20 protein-coding genes are annotated in these 22,585 nt (G+C 72.5%); 14 read left to right on the top strand and 6 right to left on the bottom strand.

The window, feature by feature from the left end:
• Positions 1-4: 4 nt before the first annotated feature.
• The 3 genes from KF708C_RS04600 (at position 5) to KF708C_RS04590 (ending at position 3,273) form a co-directional block, all read left to right on the top strand.
• Positions 5-1,300 carry a CaiB/BaiF CoA transferase family protein gene (locus tag KF708C_RS04600; RefSeq protein ID WP_059410893.1) on the top strand — a complete coding sequence of 432 codons (1,296 nt, stop codon included), beginning with the start codon at positions 5-7 and terminating at the stop codon, positions 1,298-1,300.
• 17 nt (positions 1,301-1,317) lie between these two features.
• Positions 1,318-2,151, top strand: a complete 834-nt coding sequence (locus tag KF708C_RS04595) for an enoyl-CoA hydratase-related protein (protein ID WP_020200411.1) — start codon at positions 1,318-1,320, stop codon at positions 2,149-2,151.
• Between the two features lie 141 nt (positions 2,152-2,292).
• Entirely contained in the window at positions 2,293-3,273 is a 981-nt protein-coding gene (locus tag KF708C_RS04590; RefSeq protein ID WP_020200410.1) for a Bug family tripartite tricarboxylate transporter substrate binding protein, read from the top strand.
• Positions 3,274-3,300: 27 nt separating this feature from the next.
• Here KF708C_RS04590 and KF708C_RS04585 read toward each other — a convergent pair whose 3' ends face one another.
• The gene (locus KF708C_RS04585) at positions 3,301-4,197 is read right to left on the bottom strand and encodes a LysR substrate-binding domain-containing protein (RefSeq protein ID WP_020200409.1); all 897 of its coding nucleotides are present in this window, start codon (positions 4,195-4,197) and stop codon (positions 3,301-3,303) included.
• Between the two features lie 171 nt (positions 4,198-4,368).
• On the opposite strand from KF708C_RS04585, the gene KF708C_RS04580 reads away from it, so the two are divergent.
• The 7 genes from KF708C_RS04580 (at position 4,369) to KF708C_RS04550 (ending at position 10,372) form a co-directional block, all read left to right on the top strand.
• On the top strand, positions 4,369-5,175 hold the full coding sequence (locus tag KF708C_RS04580) for a citryl-CoA lyase (RefSeq protein WP_059410892.1): 807 nt from the start codon (positions 4,369-4,371) through the stop codon (positions 5,173-5,175).
• Between the two features lie 43 nt (positions 5,176-5,218).
• Positions 5,219-6,382 (top strand): CaiB/BaiF CoA transferase family protein, encoded by a 1,164-nt coding sequence (locus KF708C_RS04575; protein WP_059410891.1) that lies wholly within the window; start codon positions 5,219-5,221, stop codon positions 6,380-6,382.
• Positions 6,383-6,404: 22 nt separating this feature from the next.
• Positions 6,405-7,394: a Bug family tripartite tricarboxylate transporter substrate binding protein gene (locus KF708C_RS04570; protein ID WP_059410890.1), complete on the top strand. Its 990-nt coding sequence runs from the start codon at positions 6,405-6,407 to the stop codon at positions 7,392-7,394.
• A 126-nt stretch (positions 7,395-7,520) separates the two neighbouring features.
• Positions 7,521-7,823, top strand: coding sequence for a putative quinol monooxygenase (locus KF708C_RS04565; RefSeq protein WP_020200404.1), 303 nt, complete (start codon positions 7,521-7,523; stop codon positions 7,821-7,823).
• Positions 7,824-7,880: 57 nt separating this feature from the next.
• Positions 7,881-8,288 carry an alternative ribosome rescue aminoacyl-tRNA hydrolase ArfB gene (arfB, locus tag KF708C_RS04560; protein ID WP_020200403.1) on the top strand — a complete coding sequence of 136 codons (408 nt, stop codon included), beginning with the start codon at positions 7,881-7,883 and terminating at the stop codon, positions 8,286-8,288.
• A 218-nt stretch (positions 8,289-8,506) separates the two neighbouring features.
• Positions 8,507-9,541 (top strand): fatty acid desaturase, encoded by a 1,035-nt coding sequence (locus KF708C_RS04555; RefSeq protein WP_059410889.1) that lies wholly within the window; start codon positions 8,507-8,509, stop codon positions 9,539-9,541.
• Positions 9,542-9,547: 6 nt separating this feature from the next.
• Positions 9,548-10,372, top strand: a complete 825-nt coding sequence (locus KF708C_RS04550) for a phosphate/phosphite/phosphonate ABC transporter substrate-binding protein (RefSeq protein ID WP_059410888.1) — start codon at positions 9,548-9,550, stop codon at positions 10,370-10,372.
• A gap of 19 nt (positions 10,373-10,391) precedes the next feature.
• On the opposite strand, the gene KF708C_RS04545 is transcribed toward KF708C_RS04550, so the two are convergent.
• Complete coding sequence (locus KF708C_RS04545; RefSeq protein WP_059410887.1) at positions 10,392-11,072, bottom strand: TetR family transcriptional regulator; 681 nt, start codon at positions 11,070-11,072, stop codon at positions 10,392-10,394.
• A 197-nt stretch (positions 11,073-11,269) separates the two neighbouring features.
• Here KF708C_RS04545 and KF708C_RS04540 point away from each other — a divergent pair, with 197 nt between their 5' ends.
• From KF708C_RS04540 to KF708C_RS04530, 3 genes are all read left to right on the top strand, one after another.
• Entirely contained in the window at positions 11,270-14,593 is a 3,324-nt protein-coding gene (locus KF708C_RS04540; RefSeq protein ID WP_231586384.1) for a bifunctional cytochrome P450/NADPH--P450 reductase, read from the top strand.
• 145 nt (positions 14,594-14,738) lie between these two features.
• Complete coding sequence (locus tag KF708C_RS04535) at positions 14,739-15,944, top strand: MFS transporter (protein WP_059410886.1); 1,206 nt, start codon at positions 14,739-14,741, stop codon at positions 15,942-15,944.
• A gap of 58 nt (positions 15,945-16,002) precedes the next feature.
• On the top strand, positions 16,003-17,010 hold the full coding sequence (locus tag KF708C_RS04530; RefSeq protein WP_059410885.1) for a GlxA family transcriptional regulator: 1,008 nt from the start codon (positions 16,003-16,005) through the stop codon (positions 17,008-17,010).
• Between the two features lie 48 nt (positions 17,011-17,058).
• On the opposite strand, the gene htpX is transcribed toward KF708C_RS04530, so the two are convergent.
• The 4 genes from htpX to KF708C_RS04510 form a co-directional block, all read right to left on the bottom strand.
• Positions 17,059-17,937, bottom strand: a complete 879-nt coding sequence (htpX, locus tag KF708C_RS04525) for a protease HtpX (protein ID WP_059410884.1) — start codon at positions 17,935-17,937, stop codon at positions 17,059-17,061.
• A gap of 175 nt (positions 17,938-18,112) precedes the next feature.
• Positions 18,113-18,490 (bottom strand): hypothetical protein, encoded by a 378-nt coding sequence (locus KF708C_RS04520; RefSeq protein ID WP_059410883.1) that lies wholly within the window; start codon positions 18,488-18,490, stop codon positions 18,113-18,115.
• 148 nt (positions 18,491-18,638) lie between these two features.
• The gene (locus KF708C_RS04515) at positions 18,639-20,372 is read right to left on the bottom strand and encodes an NAD(P)/FAD-dependent oxidoreductase (RefSeq protein WP_059410882.1); all 1,734 of its coding nucleotides are present in this window, start codon (positions 20,370-20,372) and stop codon (positions 18,639-18,641) included.
• Between the two features lie 42 nt (positions 20,373-20,414).
• The gene (locus KF708C_RS04510; RefSeq protein ID WP_059410881.1) at positions 20,415-21,926 is read right to left on the bottom strand and encodes a polyamine aminopropyltransferase; all 1,512 of its coding nucleotides are present in this window, start codon (positions 21,924-21,926) and stop codon (positions 20,415-20,417) included.
• 268 nt (positions 21,927-22,194) lie between these two features.
• Here KF708C_RS04510 and KF708C_RS04505 point away from each other — a divergent pair, with 268 nt between their 5' ends.
• Positions 22,195-22,581 carry a DUF350 domain-containing protein gene (locus tag KF708C_RS04505; RefSeq protein ID WP_029043048.1) on the top strand — a complete coding sequence of 129 codons (387 nt, stop codon included), beginning with the start codon at positions 22,195-22,197 and terminating at the stop codon, positions 22,579-22,581.
• The last annotated feature ends 4 nt before the right edge of the window (positions 22,582-22,585 follow it).

The raw sequence follows: 22,585 nt of genomic DNA, 5'->3' as shown, positions 1-22,585 counted from the left end.
GGAGATGAACGAAGCGAACCACGCGCACGCGGCGGACCACGCCGGCGAGGCATTCGAGCAGCCGCTGCGGGGCGTCAAGGTCCTTGAGCTGTCCCAGATCATGGCGGGGCCGACCTGCGGGCTGATGCTGGCGGACATGGGCGCCGAGGTCTACAAGGTCGAGAAATTCCCGGGCGGCGACGACGCGCGCAACTACCGCCGCGAAGGCGACAGCGGCCTGCCGCCCTCGTTCATGATGCTCAACCGCGGCAAGCGCTCGATCGGCATCAACGTCAAGTCCGAGCAAGGCAAGGCCGCGCTGCTGCGCATGGTGGCGCAGGCCGACGTGCTCACCGAGAACTTCCGGCTGGGCGTGATGGAGCGCCTCGGGCTCGGCTACGAGGTGCTGCGCGAAGTGAATCCGGCGCTGATCTACTGCTCCATCACCGGATACGGCCGCGAGGGCCCGCTCGCCAAGAAGGGCGGCTTCGACCTGATCCTGCAGGCGTTCAGCGGCCTCATCAGCGTCACCGGCGAGGACGGCGGCGAGCCGGTCAAGCCCGGCGTCTCCATCGCCGACGTCAACGCCGGCGTGCTGGCGGCGGTCGGCATCCTCGCCGCCTACATCCACCGCCTGCGCACCGGCAAGGGCCAGCGCGTGGACACCTCGCTGCTGCAGGCGTCGATGCAGCAGCTCTACTGGTACGCCGCCGGCTATTTCTCGCGCGGCATCGTCCCCAAGCCGTCGGGCACCGCGCATCCGCTGATCGCGCCGTACCAGGTCTACCGCTGCCAGGACGGGCGCGTGGCCATCGGCGGCGCCAACCAGGCCAACTGGGAGCGCATCGCCGACATCCTCGGCCACCCCGAATGGAAGGACGACGCGCGCTTCGACACGCCCGACCTGCGCCTGGCCAACCGCAAGACGCTCGCCACGCTGATCGAGGCCGTGCTCGCCACCGGGACGCTCGCCACCTGGCTCGAGCGCTTCGACGCCGCCGCCATTCCCGCCGGCCCGGTGCAGGACGTCGGGCAGGCGCTCGAGCACGAGCAGTCGCGCGCGGTGCGCATGGTGGTGGACGTGGACGCGCCCGATGGCGGCACCACGCGCGCGCTCGGCCTGCCGATCCTGTTCAACGGCACTACGAACATCGCCGCCGGCGCGCCGCCGCGCGTGGGCCAGGACACCGCGGCGGTGCTGCGCGACTTCCATTTCTCCGACGCGGAGATCGCGCGGCTGGTGGCCAGCGGCGCGGTGTTCCAGGCAAGCGAGCCCGCTCCCGCCGGCGCGCCCTCGCCGGCCGAGGCGGCAGCCCTTTGACGACGACGGAGACCAGCATGCACACCGCAACCGCAACCGCAACTGCCGCGCCGCGCGCCGCCGAGCTGCCGCGGCCCCATCCGCACCTCCGGCTGACGATCGAGGACGGCCTCGCCATCGTCGCCATCGACCGCGCCGAGAAGCGCAACTCGCTCACGCTGGCGATGTGGCGCGCGCTCGGCCGCGCCATGACCGGACTCGACGCGCGCGACGACGTGCGCGTGATCGCGCTGACCGGCACCGGCGCCAGCTTCTGCGCCGGCGCCGACATCGCCGAGTTCGCCACCGTGCGCGCCAACGAGCATCAGGTGGCCGACTACGAGCAGGCCGTGGACGGCTGCTGCGACGCCATCGAGGCGGTATCGAAGCCGACCATCGCCGCCATCAACGGCTTCTGCATGGGCGGCGCGGTCAACGTGGCGATGGCGTGCGATTTCCGCCACGCGGTGCCCGCCGCGCAGTTCGCGATTCCCGCGGCGCGCCTGTCCATCGTCTACGGCATCAAGGGCACGCGCCGCCTGTTCCATCTGGTCGGGCTGGCCAACGCCAAGCACATCCTGTTCTCGGGCGAGCGGCTCGACGCCGCCGACGCCTACCGCATCGGCCTCGTCGACGCCATCGCCGGAGACGCCCTCGCCAGCACCCGGCAGGCCGCCGCGGTGCTGGCCGACAACGCGCCGCTGTCGATCAGCGGCGCCAAGGCGATCCTCAACAGCCTGGCCTCGGGCGACGGCCCGATGACGGACGCCGCCGTGCAGGCGCTGGTCGACGGCGCCGCGGCGAGCGAGGACTACGCGCAAGGGCGGCAGGCCTTTGCCGAGAAGCGGCGGCCCGCGTTCCGCGGGCGCTAGACGTGCCGCCCGCGCGTTCGCCCGCGTGGCGGCGCGCGGTGACATGCGGTGACGCGCGCGGGCACGAGCCGCCCGCGCGTTCGCGGTACGCGCTGCCCGAGGCGGCGCATCGCAAGACATAAAAAACCAAGAGGAGACATCATGCTTTGCCACACAAGCCGGCTGCTTGCCGCCGCCGCATTCAGCATCGCCGGCGTCGCCGGCACCGCGGCGGCCCAGGACGCCTATCCGTCCCGGCCGCTGCGCATCGTCATCGGCTTTCCGCCCGGCGGCGCGGCCGACACCATCGCGCGCATCTACGGCGACGCGCTCGCCAAGGAGCTGAAGCAGCCCGTGCTGATCGACAACCGCCCGGGCGCCGGCACCACCATCGCCGCCGACTTCGCCGCCAAGTCGCCGCCCGACGGCTACACGCTGTACATCGGCGGCGCCAGCCTGATGGGCGGCGACAACGCGCTGTACAAGAAGCTGCGCTACACGCCGGCGGACTTCATCCCGGTCACGCAGCTGACCACCGCGCCGCTGCTGCTGGTGGCGGGCAAGACCGCGGGCATCCGCAACGTCGCCGAGCTCGTGCAGAAGGCGAAGCAGCAGCCGGGCTCGCTGAACTACTCGTCGTCCGGCAACGGCGTCATCACGCACCTCGCCGGCGTGCACTTCACCCGGCTCGCCGGCGTCACCATGACCCACGTCCCGTACAAGGGCGGCGCGCAGTCCGCGCAGGCGGTGGCCGCCGGCGACGCGCAGGTCAGCTTCGCCACGCCGGCCTCGGTGCAGCCGATGATCGATGCCGGCAAGGTGGTGCCGCTCGCCGTCACCTCGGCGAAGCGCTCGGCCGTGATGCCGAGCTACCCGACCATCGCCGAAGCCGGCGTGCCCGGCTACAGCCTCTCCAACTGGTACGGCCTGTTCGCGCCGGCCGGCACGCCGCAGGCCGTCGTGGACCGCCTGTTCGCCGCCTCGGCCAGGGTGCTGATCGAGCCCGCGCTGCAAAAGCAGCTGGCCGGCCGCGGCGAGGAAGCCGCGCCCTCGCGCTCCCCGGCCGAGTTCAAGGCGTTCGCCGCGCACGAAGGCAAGCTCGACGTCGAGCTGATCGCGCAGAGTGGGGCGAAGATCGACTGAGACCGGGTGCGGGCCGGGGCTGCGCCGTCAGCCCCGCTCGCCCTCCAGCCGCGCCACCGCGCGCCGCACCGCGGTGGCGAAGAACCGCACCGGCGTGGCGCGCTGCGCGCCGCGCTTCCACAGCAGGCCCGGCGTGCGGTGCGGCGTGGGGCTTTCCAGCGGGATGAAGCGCAGGCGCTCGTTGCCGGAGTCGGCGCTTTCGCCGATCACGGCGGCGAGGTCGGTCTGCCGCACCAGTTCCAGCATCGGCGCGATCGAGTTGAGCTCGGCGATGACCAGCGGCTCGGCCCCGGCCGCGCGAAAGCACTCGTCGAGCAGCTGCCGCGTGGCGAAATACGCCGGCAGCAGCACCATGCGCATGCCGTGCAGCTCCACCATGCGCGCGCGCCGGCGGCCCGCCAGCGGGTGGCGCTCGCCGACCACCAGCTTCAGTTCCTCGTTGTACAGCGGCTCGAACCATAGCGCCTCGCTCTGCTCGGGCCGGTACGACACGCCCAGGTCCAGCTCGCCGGCGACGATGCGCCGCGTGATGTCGGCGGCGCTGAGCTCCTCCACGATGACGCGCACGGCCGGATAGCGGTTCAGAAACGACGCCACGCACTGCGGGATGAGCTGGATGTTGAAGCTGTGCGTGGCGCCGATGCGGACCTCGCCCACCAGCGGCTCCTCGCCGCCGCGCACGGCGTGGATGGCGTGGTCCACCTGCCGCAGCGCCGGGCCGATGTGGAGCAGCAGCGTCTCGCCGGCCTCGGTGATCGACACGCGCTTGCCGGCGCGGTCGAACAGCGGCTGGCCCACTTCTTCTTCCAGCTGCCGGATCTGGTGCGACAGCGTCGACTGCGTGACGTGCATGCGCTCGGCCGCGCGCGTGAAATTGAGCGTCTCGGCGAGCGCCTCGAAGTAGCGCAGGTGTCGGAGTTCCACGGCATTCCACCATCAGTGCGGGACATGCGCCGCATTCTACATAGATGCCATCGATCATTTGGATCGATATTCATCATTTCCATCTGTGACGCGCCGCCCATAGACTGCCCATACACGACACGAGGCCCGGCCACGCGCCCGGCCCATTCCAGCTACGGAGACAGCGCAACCATGAAGATCGGCAAGGAAACCATCCCGCAGACCGGCATCAGCACGTCCAACACCGAGACCATCGTGGTGCGCGGCGCGGACCTGTGCCAGGACCTGATCGGCAAGCTCAGCTTCACCGAATACTTCTACTTCCTCGTCACCGGCCACCGGCCCGGCGCGGCCGCGCTCAAGGTGGTCGACGCCACGCTGGTGGCCATCGCCGAGCATGGCCTGGTGCCGAGCGTGCAGGCCAGCCGCATGACGCTGGCGGCCGCGCCCGACGCGCTGCAGGGCGCGGTGGCGGCGGGCATCCTCGGTTGCGGCTCGGTCATCCTCGGCGCGTCCGAGAGCGCCGGCTACCTGCTCGAGGAAGTGCGCGCGCGCATCGCCGGCGGCGATACGCGGGAACAGGCCGCCGCCGCGGTGGTGTCCGCCTGGCGCGAAGCCCGCCGCGCGATTCCCGGCTACGGCCATCCGCTGCACAAGGCGCGCGATCCGCGCGTGGCGGCGCTGTTCGCGGTGGCGCGCGAGGCCGGCGCGGACCTGACCTACATCGACATCGCCGAGGCGGTCGAGGCGGCGATTCCGGGCATCGTCGGCAAGGACCTGAGCCTCAACGTCTCGGCGGCGATTCCCGCCGTGCTGCTCGGCGTGGGCTTCCCGCTCAACGCGCTCAAGGGTGTGCCGATCCTGGCGCGCACCGGCGGGCTGATCGCCCATCTCAGCGAGGAGCTGCGTCAGTCGATCGGCTTCGCGCTGTCGTACCAGGCCACGCGCGAGGTGGTCTACACGGGCGCCGCGCCGGCGGGTTTCGATCCGCGCGCGTGAACGCGCACATGCAGCGGCACATCAGCGTGAGCAAGGAGCATCCATGATCAAGGTTCTGCAGGGCGTGAAAGTCCTGGAGCAAGGCACGTTCATCACCGGGCCCGCCGCCGGCATGCTGCTGGGCGACCTCGGCGCCGACGTCATCAAGCTGGAGCAGCCGGACACGGGCGACCCGTTCCGCGCGTTCAAGGGCGGCCTGTACAGCCCGCATTTCCAGACCTACAACCGCAACAAGCGCAGCATCACGCTCAACACCAAGAACGCCGAGGACCTGGCCGTGTTCGACGACCTCGTGCGCGAGGCCGACGTCTACATCCAGAACTTCCGCCCCGGCGCGGCCGAGCGCCTGGGCGCCGGCGAGGAACGGCTGCGCGCGCTCAACCCGCGCCTGATCTACTGCGCCATCAGCGGCTTCGGCGCGACCGGCCCGGCCGCCGCGCGACCGAGCTACGACACCGTGGCGCAGGCGGCCAGCGGCTTCCTCAACCTGCTCATCAACCCGGAGAACCCGCGCGTGGTCGGCCCCGCCATCGCCGACGCGATGACCGGCTTCTACGCCGCCTACGGCATCCTCGGCGCGCTGCACGAGCGCAACCGCACCGGCGTTGGCCGCAAGGTCGAGGTGTCGATGCTGGAGGCGATGAGCCACTTCAACCTCGACGCCTTCACGCACTACTATGCGGCGGGCGAGGTGATGGGGCCGTACAGCCGGCCCAGCGTGTCGCAGTCCTACGTGCTGGCATGCGCGGACGGCAAATGGATCGCGCTGCATATGTCCTCGCCCGAGAAATTCTGGCAGGGGCTGGCCAACGCGATCGAGCGGCCCGCGCTGTTTACCGACGCGCGCTTCGCCACGCGCGAGCAGCGCATCGCCAACCAGCAGGCGCTGATCGACCTGCTCGGCGAGTTGTTCCGCCAGCGCACGCGCGCGCAATGGTGCGAGCGGCTGCAGGCCGAGGACGTGCCGCACGCGCCGATGTACGACACCAGCGAGGCGCTGGAAGACCCGCAGGCCAGGCACCTGCAATTGCTGGTCACGGGCACCCATCCCACGCTGGGCGAGTTCAGGACCGTGCGCAGCCCGGTGTCGTTCGACGGCGAGCGCGCGCTCGACGTCATGGCGCCGCCGCTGCTGGGCGAGCACAACGAGGAAGTGCGCGCCGCGCTGGCGCGAACGCGCGGCGCGGCGCAGACCGGTTCCAGGTAAGCCAAAAAAAACAGGAGGAGACATGAAAAAGACCATGATGGCCGCGATGCTGGCCATGAGCTGCGCCGCCGGCTTCATGCTGGTGCAAGCGCCGGCACAAGCACAGGCGCAGGACTATCCGTCGCGGCCGGTGCGGCTGGTGGTGCCGTTCGGCGGCGGCACCTCGACCGACATCACCGCGCGCATCCTCGGCGAGGCGATGGCGAAGAAGCTCGGCCAGCCCTTCGTGGTGGAGAACAAGGCCGGCGCCGGCGGCGCCATCGGCACCGACTACGTGGCCAAGTCCAGAGGCGACGGCTACACGCTGACCTTCGGCACGGTCGGCACGCTGGCCATCAACAAGGCGCTCTACCGCAACCTGCCGTACGACCCGGGCAAGGACTTCGCGTACCTGGCCATGCCCGGCTACACGCCCACGCTGCTGGTGGTGCGCGCCGACGCGCCGTACAAGACGCTGGCCGAGCTGGTGGCCTACGCGCGCGCCAATCCGGACAAGCTGTCGTTCGGCTCGGCCGGCAGCGGCACCTCGGGCCATCTCGCCGGCGAGCTGCTCAAGTCGATGGCCGGCATCAGCATGACGCACGTGCCGTTCAAGGAAGGCGGGCAGGCGCTGACCGCGGTGCTGGGCGGACAGGTCGACTTCATGTTCTACCACCCGGTCGCGGTGCTGCCTTACCTCAAGGCCCACAAGCTGCGCGCGCTGGCGGTCAGCAGCCAGCAGCGCTCGGTGAGCGCGCCCGAGGTGCCGACCGTGGCGGAATCGGGCTATCCCGGCTTCGACCTGACCGCGTGGTTCATGCTCGCCGGCCCGGCCGGGCTGGACGACGAGGTGCGCAAGCGGCTGGCCGGCGCGATGCAAGCGGTGATGCAGGAACCGGGCGTGCAGAAGAAGCTGGCGGAGCAGGGGCTGGAGATCGCCAGGCTCGACACCGCGCAGCTGCCGCGCTTCGTCAACGGCGAGATCCAGAAATGGACCGCGGTGGTGAAGCGCTCCAACGCGCAGGTCGACTAGCCGGCCGGGCAATCGGTGGCGGCGCCATTTGCGCCGGATCGGGGAAACTCTTTTGCGCGCCGGCGCATTCCCGGCCGGCGCGGATTGGGGGATGATCGGGGTTTTGCCTAACCGACAGGAGCCAGCATGACCGAATCCCGCAAGCCGCCCGTGGCGGTGGTCGCCACCATCGTGCCGGAGCCGGCCCACCTGCAGCTGGTCGAAGCGGCGCTGCGCGAAGCCGTCGCGCAGGTGCGGCTGGAGCCCGGCTGCGAATACTACGAGCTGCACCGCGACCTCGACGACGCCGGCCGCTTCGTGATGCTGGAGCGCTGGCGCGACGAGGACGCGCTCGCGCAGCACGGCCGCGGCGCGGCCCTCGCCGCGCTGGGCAAGGTGCTCCAGGGCCGCGCCAGCCTGCACATCGTCAAGCTCGCGGCGGTCGCCTGACCGGCCCCGGCAGCGCCGCCCGCCACGGCGGGCCGGCGCGCTTGCTATCATTGCCCGATGTCGAGCGAAACCGTCATCCCCCACACCGAGTACGAGATCACCGCGATCCGCGCGCAGGGCGCGGGCGGGCAGAACATCAACAAGGTCTCCAACGCGGTCCACCTGCGCTTCGACGTGCGCGCGTCGGCGTCGCTGGACGAGGACCACAAGGCGCGCCTGTTGCAATTGCATGACCATCGCATCACGCGCGACGGCGTGGTGGTGATCAAGGCGCAGCAGCACCGCAGCCTGGAGATGAACCGCGAGGAAGCCGTGCGGCGCCTGCACGAACTGGTGCGCAGCGTGGCCACGCCGCCGCGCGCGCGGCGCCCCACGCGGCCCACCTTCGGCTCGCGCATGCGGCGGCTCGAAGGCAAGAGCCAGCGCAGCCAGGTCAAGGCCATGCGCGGCAAGGTGCTCGACTGAGCCCGTGGCGCGCCCTCCGTGCGCCACCTGCGCCACCTGCGCCGCATGCGCAGGCCGCTTGCGGGCATGCATATCCATATCGGCTTTCCTTCGTTCCGTTTTGCGCCACGGCGCGTAAGCTGGACTGACGTTTCGTGCCGGCGCCGCCGGCCGCGACGCCCTGGGTGTCCGCATCGCCTCGATTGCCGTACAGCCCGCCACCGTTCCACGATGACGCAATGGCAATCTACCTGGACGACCTCCAGCGCGCGGACATCGCGCGCGCCAGCCGCGCCTGGCTCTGGCGCACCGAACTGCCCACCTGGCTGCTGATCGCGGCGGTCTACGCGCTGTGGTTCGGCGCGGCGCTCAACGCGGCCCGCCTGGGCCTGCCGCTCGCGCTGGCGCTGCTGGTACTCGCCTCCACCTGGTACATGTCGCTGCAGCACGAGCTGCTGCACGGCCATCCCACGCGCCTGCCGTGGCTCAACGCGCTGTTCGGCATGGCGCCGCTGGCGGTGTGGTTTCCGTACGGGCTCTATCGCCGCGAGCACCTGCGGCATCACGCGCACGACGACCTGACCCATCCCGGCGCCGATCCGGAGAGCTACTTCCTGCTGCCGGGCGACTGGCAGGCCGCCGGCCCCCTGCGGCGCACGCTGCTGCGCTGGCGCAACACGATGGCGGGGCGCCTGCTGCTGGGCCCGGCCTTCGCCATCGCGCGCAGCGCGGCCGACGCCGCGCGCCGGTTGCGCGCCGGCGACCTGCGCGACCTGCCGATGTGGGCCGCGCACCTGCTCGCGCTGGCCGCGCTGCTGCTGTGGCTCGACCGCGCGTGCGGCATCGCGCCGTGGCTGATGCTGGCGGGCGTGGCCTATCCCGCGCTGGCGCTGTCGTCGGTGCGCTCGTTCCAGGAGCACCGCCCGCACGCGCTGCCGGCGCGGCGCAGCGTGCTCAACGAGGCGGCGTGGCCGTGGCGGCTGCTGTTTCTCAACAACAACTTCCACCTGGTCCACCACGACTTGCCGGCGCTGCCGTGGTTTGCCCTCGGGCGCGTCTATCGCGCGCGCGCGGCGGGCTACCGGCGGCGCAGCGGCGGCTTCGTGGTGAACGGGTACGGCGAATGGCTGGCGCGCTTCGCGCTGCGGCCGGCCGCGCCGGTGGTGCATCCGCTGTTCCGCGGCGCCGCCGTGGCCACGCCGGCCATGCCGGCCACACCCGCCACGGCAGACCGGCGGGCCGGCAACGACGCGCGCGCGCGCCTGACCGGGTGAGCGCGCATGGATGACCGCCGGCACTGGGTGGCCGCGCTGCCCATGTACAACGTATCGCCCGCGCTGCGCGAAGACTGGCTGGCCCTGATTGCGCGCGTGGCGGCGGTGCTCGCGCGCGGGCGCGATCCGCTGTTCCTGCGCGCCGTCGAGCCCGGCGCCACGCATGCGCAACTGCACGAATTCTGGCGCCGCCCGGACCTGCTGCTGTCGCAGACCTGCGGCTACCCGCTGGTGCAAGGCCTGCAGCGCCACGTGCGCGTGATCGGCACGCCGCTGTTCGACGCGCCGGGCTGCGACGGCGAGCGTTATCGCAGCGCGATCGTGGCGCGCGCCGACGGCCCCGACAGCCTGGCCGATTGCCGCGGGCTGCGCGTGGCGTACAACGACGAGGCCTCGCACAGCGGCATGAACGCGCTGCGCCACGCGGTGGCGCCGCTGGCGCGCGGCGGGCGCTTCTTCGCCGCGGCGCTGTGCACCGGCTCGCACCTGGCCTCGCTCGACGCCGTGGCGCGCGGCGACGCCGACGTGGCGGCCATCGACTGCGTCACGCTGGCCTTCGCGCGCGACCACCTGCCCGGACGGCTGGCGGCGCTGCGCCAGATCGCCGGCACCGCGTCGGCGCCCGGCCTGCCGCTGGTGTGCTCGCGCCATGCCAGCCCGGCGCAGAGCGCGCGCGTGGGCGACGTGCTGGCGCGCGTGATCGAGGCCGAGCCCGCGCTGGCGCGGCGGCTGCGGCTGCGCGGCATCGCCCGCACCGGCCTCGCGCACTACGCGCCGGTGGCGCACATGGCGCGCGCCGCGGTGGCCGCCGGCTACGCGCGGCTGGCCTGAGCGCCGGCGCCCGCCGCGTTCAGTGCGGCTGCGCCTGCCGCGGCTTGCGCTTGCGCGCCGCGGCTGCCGATGGTGCTGGTGCTGCCGCTTGCGCCCGCCCGCCTTGCTGCGCGGCGGCGCCGCGCAGCAGCCAGCACACCAGTTGCCGCGACTGCTCGATGCGCCGGCGGCGGCCCGCCGCGTCGGCTTCGAGATAATCGGTCGACAGGTGGAACAGGTAGGACACCACGTAGCCCGAGAGATCGTCGAGCGCCGCGCGCGGCAGGCCCGGGCACAGCCCCAGCCGCTCGATGTCCTCCGCCATCTCGGCGGCGATGTCGGCCAGCAGCTGGCGCACCGCGTCGCGCAGCGCCGGCTGCGGCCCGGTGCTGCCGCACACGCCGACGAAAAAGGCATCCCGGTGCGCCTCGGCGTAGGCGAAGAACGCCGCGCACGCGCGCGTGGCCACCTCGTCCGGGTTGTCGCGCGCGGCCGCCCAGCGCACCGCGCGCAGCATCGGGCGCAGCTCGGCGCCGACCTCGGCCACGGCGGTCAGCGCGAGGTCCTCCATGTCGCGGAAATGGCGGTAGAAGGTGTTGGGGTTGAGCCCCGCCTCGCGCGCGAGCTCGCGCAGGCCCAGGCCGGCGAAGCTGCGCCGCGCGGCGGCCAGGCGCAGCGCGGCGTCGATCAGTTTGCGTTTGCCGGCGGCAACGTCGTCCATTGGTTTCCGTCTGTCTGAATTGTCTGGCCGGATAAGCCGCTTCGTGCGCACCCGCCGTGAAATGCCGGTTTGGAATTGACACTCGGTCTGCGTTCGTCTACTTTGCTGCAAAAGTAGACATTTGTCTACGCCCACAAGAACAACGAACGCGAGACAACCCCGGCGCCCGCGCGCCGCCTTCGAACGGTGACCTGAACATGCAGCCAGTGCCCAACCCGGCATCCGCCGCCGCCGACCGCGTGCCCGACCGCGTGCCCGACCGTGCGCCCGACCGCCAGCCCGATGCGCCGGCCGCGCGCCAGCCCGAACCCATCCCGCAGGCGCCCGGCTGGCCCGTGGTCGGCAACCTGCTGCAGGTCACGCCGGGCATGGTCGCCCAGCATCTGCTGGCGCGCAGCCGCGAGTTCGACGGCATCTTCGAGCTGAACTTCGCCGGCCGGCACGTGGCTTTCGTCAGCGATGCCGGGCTGGTGGCCGAGCTGGCCGACGGGCGCCGTTTCCGCAAGCTGATCGGCCCGCCGCTGTCCTACCTGCGCGACGTCGGCGGCGACGGCCTGTTTACCGCCGACCACGGCGAGGAGAACTGGGGCCGCGCGCACCGCATCCTGATGCCCGCGTTCAGCCAGCGCGCCATGAAGGGCTACTTCGACGTGATGCTGCGCGTGGCCAACCGGCTGGTCGGCAAGTGGGAGCGCCAGGGGCCCGACGCCGACATCGCGGTGGCCGACGACATGACGCGCCTCACGCTCGACACCATCGCGCTGTCGGGCTTCGGCTACGACTTCGACTCGTTCGCCAGCGCGCAGCTGCATCCGTTCATCGGCGCGATGGTCGGCGCGCTCGAGGAAGCGATGGGCAAGCTCACGCGCCTGGCCATCAAGGACAAGTTCATGCACGCGGCGCACCGCAAGTTCGCCGCCGACGTCGGCTTCATGCGCGAGCTGGTCGACGACGTGGTCAGGCAGCGCCGCGCGGCGGCCGCGCGCGGCCAGGCGCCCGAGCCCGACCTGCTCAACCTGATGCTCGACGCGCGCGACCCCGACAGCGGCGAGCGCCTGGACGACGTGAACATCCGCAACCAGGTCATCACCTTCCTGATCGCCGGGCACGAGACCACCAGCGGGATGCTGACCTTCGCGCTGTACGAGCTGATGCGCCATCCGGGCGTGCTGGCGCAGGCCTACGCCGAGGTGGACGCCGTGCTGCCCGGCGACGCGCCGCCGGCCTACGCCGACCTCGCGCGCCTGCAGGTGATCGACCGCGTGCTCAAGGAAACGCTGCGGCTGTGGCCGACCGCGCCGGGCTTCTCGGTGGCGCCGTTCGAGGACACGCTGCTGGGCGGGCGCTACCTTATCCGGAAGGACCGCCGCCTGTCGGTGGTGCTCACCGGGCTGCACCGCGACCCCAAGGTGTGGGCCGACCCCGAGCGCTTCGACATCGACCGCTTCCTGCCCGAGAACGAGGCGCGCATCCATCCGCATGCCTACAAGCCGTTCGGCAACGGCGAGCGCGCCTGCATCGGCCGGCAGTTCGCGCTGACCGAGGCCAAGCTGGCGCTGGCGCTGATGCTGCGCAATTTCCAGTTCAGCGATCCGCACGACTACCAGTTCCGCATCAAGGAAACGCTCACGCTCAAGCCCGACGGCTTCACGCTGCGCGCGCGCCGGCGCCGCCCGCACGAGCGCATCGCCGCGGCGCAGGCCGGCGCGGCCGCGGCGCAGCCCGCGCGCCCGGCGGTGCACGGCGGCGGCCTGCCGCTGGCGGTGCTGTGCGGCTCCAGCCTGGGCACCGCGCGCGAGCTCGCCGAGCAGATCCACGCGGGCGCGCTGCAGGCCGGCTTCGCCGCCACGCTGCGCGATCTCGACGCCGCCGTGGACACGCTGCCGACCGATGGGCTGGCGGTGATCGTGGCGGCCACCTACAACGGCCGCGCGCCCGATTCGGCGCGCCGCTTCGAGGCCATGCTCGACGCGCAGGCGCAGGCGCCTGCCGGCTACCGCGCGCCCGGCCTGCGCTTCGCCGTGCTCGGCTGCGGCAACTCGCAATGGGCCACCTACCAGGCGTTTCCCAAGCGCGTGCAGGCGTTCTTCGACGCGGCCGGCGCCACCCCGCTGCTGGCGCGCGGCGAGGCCGACGGCAACGGCGACTTCGACCACGCCGCCGGGCAATGGCTGGCCGCGCTGTGGCAGGCGCTGCAAGCGCTGCGCGAGGCGCAGGGCGCCGGGCCGGAGGCGCCCGCCGCCGCGGCCGGCGCGATCGCGGTGCGGCTGCGCGGCATCGCCGCCATCCGCGCCGGCACGCTGCCGCCGTCCACGCAGGCGTTCACGGTGCTGGCCAACACCGAGCTGGTCAGCGATCCCGCCGGCCTGTGGGACTTCGCGCGCGAGGCGCCTCGGACCTCCACGCGCGACATCCGCCTGCGCCTGCCCGAAGGCGTGCGCTACGCCACCGGCGACCACCTCGCGGTGTACCCGCAGAACCAGCCGGCCGTGGTGGACGACCTGTGCGCGCGGCTCGACCTCGATCCCGACGCGATGGCGACGCTGTCGGCCGCGCACGCCGGCGCCGCGCGCGGCCTGCCGCTGGAAGAGGCGCTGCCGGTGCGCGAGCTGCTCACGCACTTCATCGAGCTGCAGGACGTGGTGTCGCGCCAGACCCTGCGCACGCTGCTGCAATACACGCGCTGCCCGCGCACGCGCGCCGCGCTGGAGCAGCTCGGCTCGGACGATCCCGCCGCCGGCTACGCCGCGCGGGTGGCGGCGCCGCGCCTCGCGCTGGCCGACGTGCTGGCGCGCCATCCCGCCATCGAGCTGACGCTGGCCGGCCTGCTGGCCTGCACCGTGGCGATGCGCCCGCGCCTCTATTCGATCGCCTCGTCGCCGGCGGTGTCGCCGGACGTGGCCGCGATCACGGTCGGCACGGTGTGGGCGCCCGCGCTGTCCGGGCGCGGCATGTTCCGCGGCGTGGCCTCGACCTGGCTGCAGGGACTGGCGCCCGGCGCGGTGGTGGCCGCCGGCATCCGCACGCCGAACCCGCCGTTCGTGCCCGACGCCGATCCCGCCCGGCCGATGATCCTGGTCGGCCCCGGCACCGGCATCGCGCCGTTCCGCGGCTTCCTGGAGGAGCGCGCGGCGCAGCGGGCCGCCGGCATGCGCGTCGCCGCCAGCCAGCTTTATTACGGCTGCCGCCATCCCGCGCACGACTGGCTGTACCGCGACGACATCGCGCGCTGGCAGGACGCGGGCGTGGTGCAGGCGCACGCCGCGTACTCGGCCACCGGCGCGCCGGACCAGCGCTTCGTGCAGCACCTGCTGTGGCGCGACCGCGCCGCGGTGTGGGCGCTGCTGCGCGACGGCGCCACCCTCTACGTGTGCGGCGACGGGCGGCAGATGGCGCCCGCGGTGCGCCGCACGCTGATCGAGATCGCCGCGCAGCAGGGCGGCATGCCCGAGGCGGCGGCGTCCGACTGGCTGGCCGGCATGGTCGCGCAGGGCCGCTACCGGCAGGACGTGTTCAACTGACTGACTGATTGTTCGCGGCCCGCCGCCGCCCGCCGCCCGCCGCATCCACATGGCAGGATTCCACGGATCATTGTCAGCCGGCGCGGCGGCGCTTTCCTTACGCTCGGTGTCATCCCCAACGCCCGTCCTTACCGGAGCGCCCCCGATGGCACGTCCCGCGATCCCGCAAGCCCGCCTGCTGGCGGTCTGCCAGGCTCTCTTCACCTCGGCCCTGTCGGTCGACCTCACGCTGACCGGGCTGGTCGGCTACACGCTGGCGCCGGACAAGGCGCTGGCCACGCTGCCGTTCGCGCTGATCACGGTGGCGTCCGCCGTCACCGCCATCGCGGCGGCGTTCCTGATCGAGCGCCTCGGCCGCCGCGCCGCGTTCTGCCTGGGCGGGCTGGCCTGCTGCGCAGGCGGGCTGGTGTCGGTGTGGGCCATCGCGCACCATGATTTCGCCGCGTTCTGCGTGGGCACCGCGCTGGTCGGCGTGTTCCAGGCCTTCGCGCGCTTCTACCGGCTGGCCGCCGCCGATGCCGCGCCGGCCGCCGACAAGCCGCGCGCGATTTCCACGGTGCTGACCGGCGGCGTGGTGGCCGCGGTGTGCGGCCCGGCCATCGCCGCGTGGAGCAGCGACCTGCTGGTGGCGCAGCCGTTCGCCGGCTCCTACGCGGTGGTGGCGGTGTTCGGGCTGGCCACCGTCCTGCTGCTGGCGTTCGGCTACCGCGACGCGCCCGCCCACGCCGCGGCGCGGGAGCATGGCGCCGCGCTGCCCGCGCGCCCGCTCGCGCAGATCGCGCGCCAGCCGGTGTTCCTGGCCGCGTTCGCCAACAACGGCATCGGCAACGCGGTGATGATGTTCGTCATGACCGCCACGCCGATCGCCGCGGTGGCGTGCGGCCACACCATCGGCCAGGGCGCGCAGATCATCGAGTGGCACCTGGTCGGCATGTACGCGCCGTCGTTCTTCTCGGGCTGGCTGTTGCAGCGCTTTGGCCGCGGGCCGATGCTGATGTGCGGCATCGCGCTCGCCGCAGTGGGTTCGCTGGTGGCGCTGGCGTCCACCGCGGTGCCGGCGTTCTACGTGGCGCTGCTGTGCCTGGGCGTGGGCTGGAATTTCATGTTCGTCGGCGGCACCACCTTGCTGGCGGAAAGCTACCGCCCGGCCGAGCGCGCGCGCACCCAGGCGCTGGCCGAGTTCGCCGCCGCGGCGCTGACCGCGCTGGCCACGCTGGCGGCCGGGCAGGTGCTGTACCGCTACGGCTGGCAGGCGGTCAACCTCGCCGTGCTGCCGGCGCTGGCGGTGGCGCTGCTGGTCACGCTCGGATGGCAGCGCGGCGTGGCGCGCCGCGCGGTGCTGGCCGGATGACGGCGCGCGCCGGTATGATCGGCGGGCCGTCCCTCTCCACAGGTTTCCCACACACGCCATGCCAGCCAGCCTTCCCCTGCCGGACGATCCGCCGCGCATCGTCGTGATCGTCGCGCCGGACCCGGCGCAGGAACTCGACGTGACCGGGCCGAGCGCGGTGTTCGGCCACGCCAACCGCCTCGAAGGCCGCACCGCGCCGGCCTACGACATCCGCGTCGCCAGCGCGCGCGACGACGCCGTGGTGCGCACCGAGAGCGGCATCCGGCTGCTGGCCGACGCGCCGTACCATCGCATCGGCGAGATGCTGCCCGGCCCGATCGACACCCTGCTGATCGCCGGCGGCGCGGGCCACCGCGCGGCGGCCGAGGACGCCCGCCTGGTCGACTGGATCCGCGCGCAGGCGCCGCGCGTGCGCCGGCTCGGCGCGGTGTGCACCGGCGCCTTCGTGCTGGCGCGCACGGGCCTGCTCGACGCGCGCCGCGCCACCACGCACTGGCGCCACGCCGCGCGGCTGGCCGCGCAGCATCCGCAGGTGGAGGTCGACCCCGACCCGATCTGGATCCGCGCCGGCGAGCTCTACACCTCGGCCGGCGTCACCGCCGGCATGGACCTGGCGCTGTCGCTGGTGCAGGAAGACCTCGGCCACGCCGCCTCGCTGGCGGTGGCGCGCGAGCTGGTGCTGTTCCTGCAGCGCCCCGGCAACCAGGCGCAGTTCTCCACGCTGCTGCAGGCGCAGAGCGCGCAGAACCCGGAGCTGCGGGAATTGCAGGGATGGATGGCGCAGCACCTGGCGCGCGACCTGTCGGTGCCGGTGCTGGCCGAGCGCGTGGCCATGAGCCCGCGCAACTTCGCGCGCGTGTTCGCGCGCCAGGTCGGCGAGACGCCCGCGCGCTACGTGGAGCGCCTGCGCGTGGAAGCGGCGCGGCGCCTGCTGGAGAAGGATGGCCGCCGCCTGGAAGGCATCGCCCGCGCCACCGGCTTCACCAACGCCGACGTGATGCGGCAAGCGTTCCAGCGGCACATGCAGACCACGCCCGAGCGCTACCGGGCGGCATTCCGCGCCTGAACGGGCAAGCCCACGGCAGCGGGTGCGGGAGCGGGAGCGGAAACCCGCTCAGCGCTGCCCCTGCAGCGCGGCGATGCGCTGCTCGATCGGCGGGTGGCTGGAGAACAGCGACAGCCACGACTTGCCGCCGGCGATGCCCATCGCCTGCATGTTCTGCGGCAGGCCGTCAGGCTCCAGGCCGCCGAGGCGGCGCAGCGCGGCGACCATCGGCGAGGGCGTGCCCATCAGCCTGGCCGCGCCGGCGTCGGCGCGGAACTCGCGGTGGCGCGAGAAGGCGGCCACGATGATGCTGGCCAGGATGCCGAACACGATCTCGCACACCACCACGGTGATCATGTAGCCGATGCCGGGGCCGCTCGACTCTTCGTCGTTCTTGCGCAGCATCGAGTCCACGAAGTAGCCGACCACGCGCGCGAGGAAGATCACGAAGGTGTTGACCACGCCCTGGATCAGCGTGAGCGTGACCATGTCGCCGTTGGCGATGTGGGCCACCTCGTGCGCCAGCACGGCTTCCACCTCGTCGTGCGACATGCTTTGCAGCAGGCCGGTGGAGACCGCCACCAGCGAGCTGTTCTTGCTGGCGCCGGTGGCGAAGGCGTTGGGCTCGCCTTCGTAGATGGCGACCTCGGGCATCGGCAGGCCGGCGCGCTGGGTCAGTTTCTGCACGGTCTGCACCAGCCACAGTTCGGTGCTGTTGCCCGGGTGCGTGATGACCTGGGCGCCGGTGGACCACTTGGCGATCATTTTGGACATCAGCAGCGAGATGAAGGAGCCGCCGAAACCCATCAGCGCGGCGAACGCCAGCAGCATGCCGAGGTTGAGCCCGTTGGCGGTGAGGAAGCGGTTCACGCCGAGCAGGCTGGCGGTGAAGCTGAGCACGAGCATGACGGCGAGGTTGGTCGCCAGGAAGAGCAGGACGCGTTTCATTTCTTGTCTGTGAGGAAGGTCAGTCTGGTCAAGGGAACAACGGCAAAGCGGCGCTGGCACCTTGCGCGCGCGTGCGCGCCGCGCGGACTGCGCGCACGCGGCGCCGCGGACGGCGCACGGGTGCCGGCGGCAAGGTGCAGGAAGCGAGGTGCGCGCCGGGCCGGCGCGCGGGGAATCAGGCGCTGGGAGGGCGCTGCTGGAGGGGGAGGTCGGGATCGGGCAGCAGGCCCGCGCGGTGCGCGGGCGCGCTGCCGCGCGCGAGGCTGGCGGCGAAACGCAGCGGCGCGGCGGGCAGCAGGGATTCGGCGAGGTCGGCGCCGCCCTGGGCCGGGTCCTTCGCGTCGCCGGTGTCCTGGCCGGCGGGATCGGCGTTGGTATCGGCATCGAATGCCGAAAGCATCGCGGCAGCCTGGGCGGCGCCTTCGCCGCCGCGTTCATCGGCCGCGGCGGCGAACGCCTGTTCGTGCGGCGCGCCGATGTTGCCGCCCGCGCACGTGGCCGCGCCTGCCCAGCTCTGGAAGGGCATGACGGCGAGCATCAGGAGCAGCAGCAACAGGCGGATGGGGCGCACGAAGGATGACGTCGGGTTCGGGTTCGCGGGATCGAAGGGTTCGACACGAAACCGTGCCGGGAATTCTACAGGATGCCGCAATACGCATGCGGCCGCGCGCCGGGGTGGGGCGGGCGTCACCCGGCCGGGCTCATCCGGTGATGCGCCGCGCCGCGCGCGTGCCCCACCACGCGGCTTCCTCGAACACGGACAGGCCGGACAGGTCGGCATGCGCGAACAGGATGCGCCCGTCGGCGTCGCGCAGCGCGGCGGCGCCGGCATTGGCGAGGAAGCCGGGGCGCGGCGAGGCCATCGCGTGGCCGCGCACGGTGATCTCCGCCGCGTCGGCATGGCGCCAGAACGCGCGCCCGTAGGCGGCGCGCAGGTCGGTGGTGGCGTAGTCCATCAGCTCGGCCGGGGTGGCGGCGGCGAGCCAGCGGCGCGTGTCGGCCGGCGCGCGCGGCGCGGTGCCCGCCGCCATGTCCGGCGCCGCGGCGGCATCGAGCGGGCAGTAGGCGGTAAACACCGTGTCGGCCGGCATGGCCTGCCGGATCAGCTGGTGCGTGCTGACCACGTAGCCGAGGCCGCGCCCGCCGTGCACCACGTTGTCCCACGCCAGCGGCACGCCGGGCCGCTCGTCCGGGAAGCCGCGCAGGCGGAAGCTGGACACCAGCCACGGCGCGCTCGGCGGCAGGTGCCGCGCCGGGTCGAAGCCGAACGCGGCGAGCGGCGCCACGTGGGCGGCCACGTGCAGCGGCATGGCGCAGATCACGCGGCGCGCGCGGATGCGGAACAGGCGCGGCGCGCCGGCGGCCGTGCCGCCGGGCCATTGCGCGCACAGCACGCGGACCTCGCGGCCGTGCTCGCGCACCTGCACGGCCATGCCGGGCTGGCGCCACGGCCGCGTGCCGGTCTTGCCGGTCGGTGTGCCGCCGGCGCGGCGCGCGTCGATGCGCGCGGCCAGCCGCGCGACCAGCGTGTGCAGGCCGTCGGGCCACGTCAGCACCGCGCCGTCGGCGGCGTTGGCCGCGTGGCCGGCGCGGCTGGCGAAGTAATACACGCCGGCCCAGGCCGAGATCGCGTCGTGGCCGGCGCCGTAGTCGTCGCGGCAGCAGTAGTCGACATAGGCGTGCAGCGTGGGCGAGGTGAAGCCCTCGGCGGCCATCCACTGGCGCATGCTCTGCCGGTCCAGCGCGGTCCAGGCCGGGTCCTGCGACGCCAGCGCCAGCGGAATCGCGAACGCCTTGCGGCCGTCGCCGCCGCGCGCGTCCTTGAGCTGCGCCATGCGCGCGAGGAAACGCGCGTGCTGGGCCGCTTCCGCGCCGGCCACCGCCTCGCTGGGCAGCAGGCCGTCGTGCCACTTGCCGTCGAACAGCAGGCGCTCGTCGGGCGCGTGCACCAGCGCGCGCTCGTCGAACTCGGGCCGCGCGCCGAACGGGTCGCGCGCGATCACGCCGGTGTCGGCCAGCATCTCGTGGATGTGGGCGGATTCGAGCGAGGGCAGCGGCAGGTAGTGCGCGCCGCGCGGAAAGCCGAGTTCGCCGAAGCGGCCCGCCGCCGCGTTGCCGCCGAACTCGGGGCCTTCGACCAGCAGGAAGTCGCGCAGGCCGGCGCGCGCCAGTTGCCAGGCCGCGCTGAGGCCGGCCACGCCGCCGCCGAGGATGGCGACCTCGGTCACGATTTCGTCCTGCGGCGCCGGCCACGACGCGGCGTCGCGCAGCGCGTGGCCTTCGGCCATGCCCGGGCGCAGCACCGCGGGCCACGGCTCGCGCAGGCCGACGCCGGCCAGGAAGCGGCGCGCCTCGTCGCCGAGCCGGTCGCAGCCGGCCAGCAGGCCGGTGCCCGCCGTACCCGCCGCCGCGATCAGGAAGCGGCGGCGGTCCATGCCGGCTCCGTGCCCGTGTTCCTGCCGGTCGATGCCGCGGCGCTAGCGAATGACATTGCGCCAGTCCTGCTCGAAGTCATGCACCAGCGTCTGCTCGTTGAGCCGGTTCGCGCGCGCCTCGCGCGGCGCCATGTCGGCCGGGAAGCGGAACATCAGCGCGGTGCTGTCGGCGTCGAGGAATTTCATCGGCACGTCATAGTGCGTGGGCGGCGTGTAGTCGGCGCGCTTGCCGGCCAGGATGAAGCCCCATTCGCCGAACGACGGCACGTAGGCGTGATAGGGCCAGGTATGCAGGCCGGCCTCGCGCAGCGTGGCGTCGATGTCCCAGAACGAGCGCGGCGCGAAGTACGGCGAGGTGGACTGCACCACCGCGTAGCCCTTCTCGGCCAGATGGTGCGCGAGCAGCCTGTACATCGGCACCGAGTACAGCTTGCCGAGGCCGAAGTTGGACGGGTCGGGCAGGTCGACCACGATGGCGTCGAACATGTCGTCGTGCTGCTCCAGCCATTGCGCGGCGTCGGCGTTGACCACGCGCACGCGCGCGTCGGTGAGCGAGCCCCGGTTCAGCGCCACCAGCGGCGCGCTGCGCGAGAACAGCGTGGTCATGGCGGGGTCGAGGTCCACCAGCGTGACGTGCTCGATGTTGCGGTGCTTGAGGATCTCGCGCGCGGCCAGGCCGTCGCCGCCGCCGATCACCAGCACGCGGCGCGCCCACGGCAGCGCCTGCAGCAGCGGGTGCACCAGCGCCTCGTGGTAGCGGTGCTCGTCGCGCGAGGAGAACTGCAGGTTGCCGTTGATGTACAGGCGCAGGTCGTCCTTCCAGCGCGTGATCACCAGCCGCTGGTACGGCGTGCTTTGGCTGTGGATGATCTCGTCGCCGAACATGCCGCGCTCGGCCCAGTGCGTCAGTTGCCCCGAGCCGAGGAAGCCGCCGGCCAGCAGCGCGAGCACCAGCGAGGCGCGCAGCAGGCGCGGCACCACCGCCTTGAGCTCGGCGCGGAAGATGTGGATCGTGACCAGCGCCACGCCGGCGTTGAGCATGCCGAACAGGAAGCCCGTGCGCGACAGCCCCAGGCGCGGCGCCAGCACCAGCGGGAACACCAGCGACACCGCCAGCGCGCCGAGGTAGTCGAACGTCAGCACGCGGCTGACCAGCTCGCTGAAGGCGTTGCGGCGCGCGTTGAGCACGCGCATCACCAGCGGGATCTCCATGCCGACCAGCACGCCGAGCACGAACACCAGCGCGTAGAGCGCGGTGCGGAACGGCGCCGACAGCCACGCGAACACCACGAACAGCAGCGCCGCCGAGACGCCGCCGAGCAGGCCGATCAGGATCTCGATGTCGATGAAGCGCGCCAGCACGTCCTCGTCCTTCACGTAGCGCGACAGCCACGAGCCCACGCCCATCGCGAACAGGTAGCAGCCGATGATCGAGGAGAACTGGAGGATGGAGTCGCCCAGCAGGTAGCTGGACAGGGCGCCGGCGATCAGCTCGTAGCCGAGCCCGCAGGACGCCACGATCAACACCGAAAGAACAAGGGTACGGTCGCGCATCGGTTCGGGTGCGTTGCGGGGGCGGGAAGCGGGCAAGAGGCGAGAAGAGGGACGGGAAGGGACGGGAGGGTCGGCGCGGGCCGGCGGCATGGCGCCCGCCGGATTGCAAATTGTTGCGATGTACGCAAATGGACGACGATATACTTGAGCGCCACATACCTGAGCGCTACATGCCGCCGCGCGGCCGTCCCCATCATCCTGTACGGATCATGCGTGCTGAACGGACGGCTTGCCGCGGCGCCACGGAACCCGCCGGAGAACATCGATGATGCAAGGCATCTACGCTTACGTGCTGCACCTGCTGGCCGGCCTGGCGCTGCTGGCCGTGTTCGTCGGAGTCTACACCAGGATCACGCCGTTCCGCGAGTTCGCGCTGATCCGCCAGGGCAACCTCGCGGCGGCGCTGTCGCTGTCGGGCGCGATGATCGGCTTCTGCTTCACGCTGTCGTCCAGCATCCAGCACAACGACACCTTCCTGATGTTCGTGCTGTGGGCGGTCGGGGCCATGCTGGTGCAGGCGCTGGCCTATGCCGGGCTGGCGCGCGCGCTGCCCGACATGGACGCGGCCATCGAATCGAACAACGTCGGCATGGGCGGGCTGATGGGCGCCATCTCGGTCACGGTCGGCGCCATCAACGCCGCCTGCCTGTCCTGAAACA

Origin of the sequence: Cupriavidus basilensis (assembly GCF_000876015.1) — a bacterium.
Lineage (GTDB): Bacteria > Pseudomonadota > Gammaproteobacteria > Burkholderiales > Burkholderiaceae > Cupriavidus > Cupriavidus basilensis_B.
This window is presented reverse-complemented; position numbering and strand designations above follow the sequence as displayed.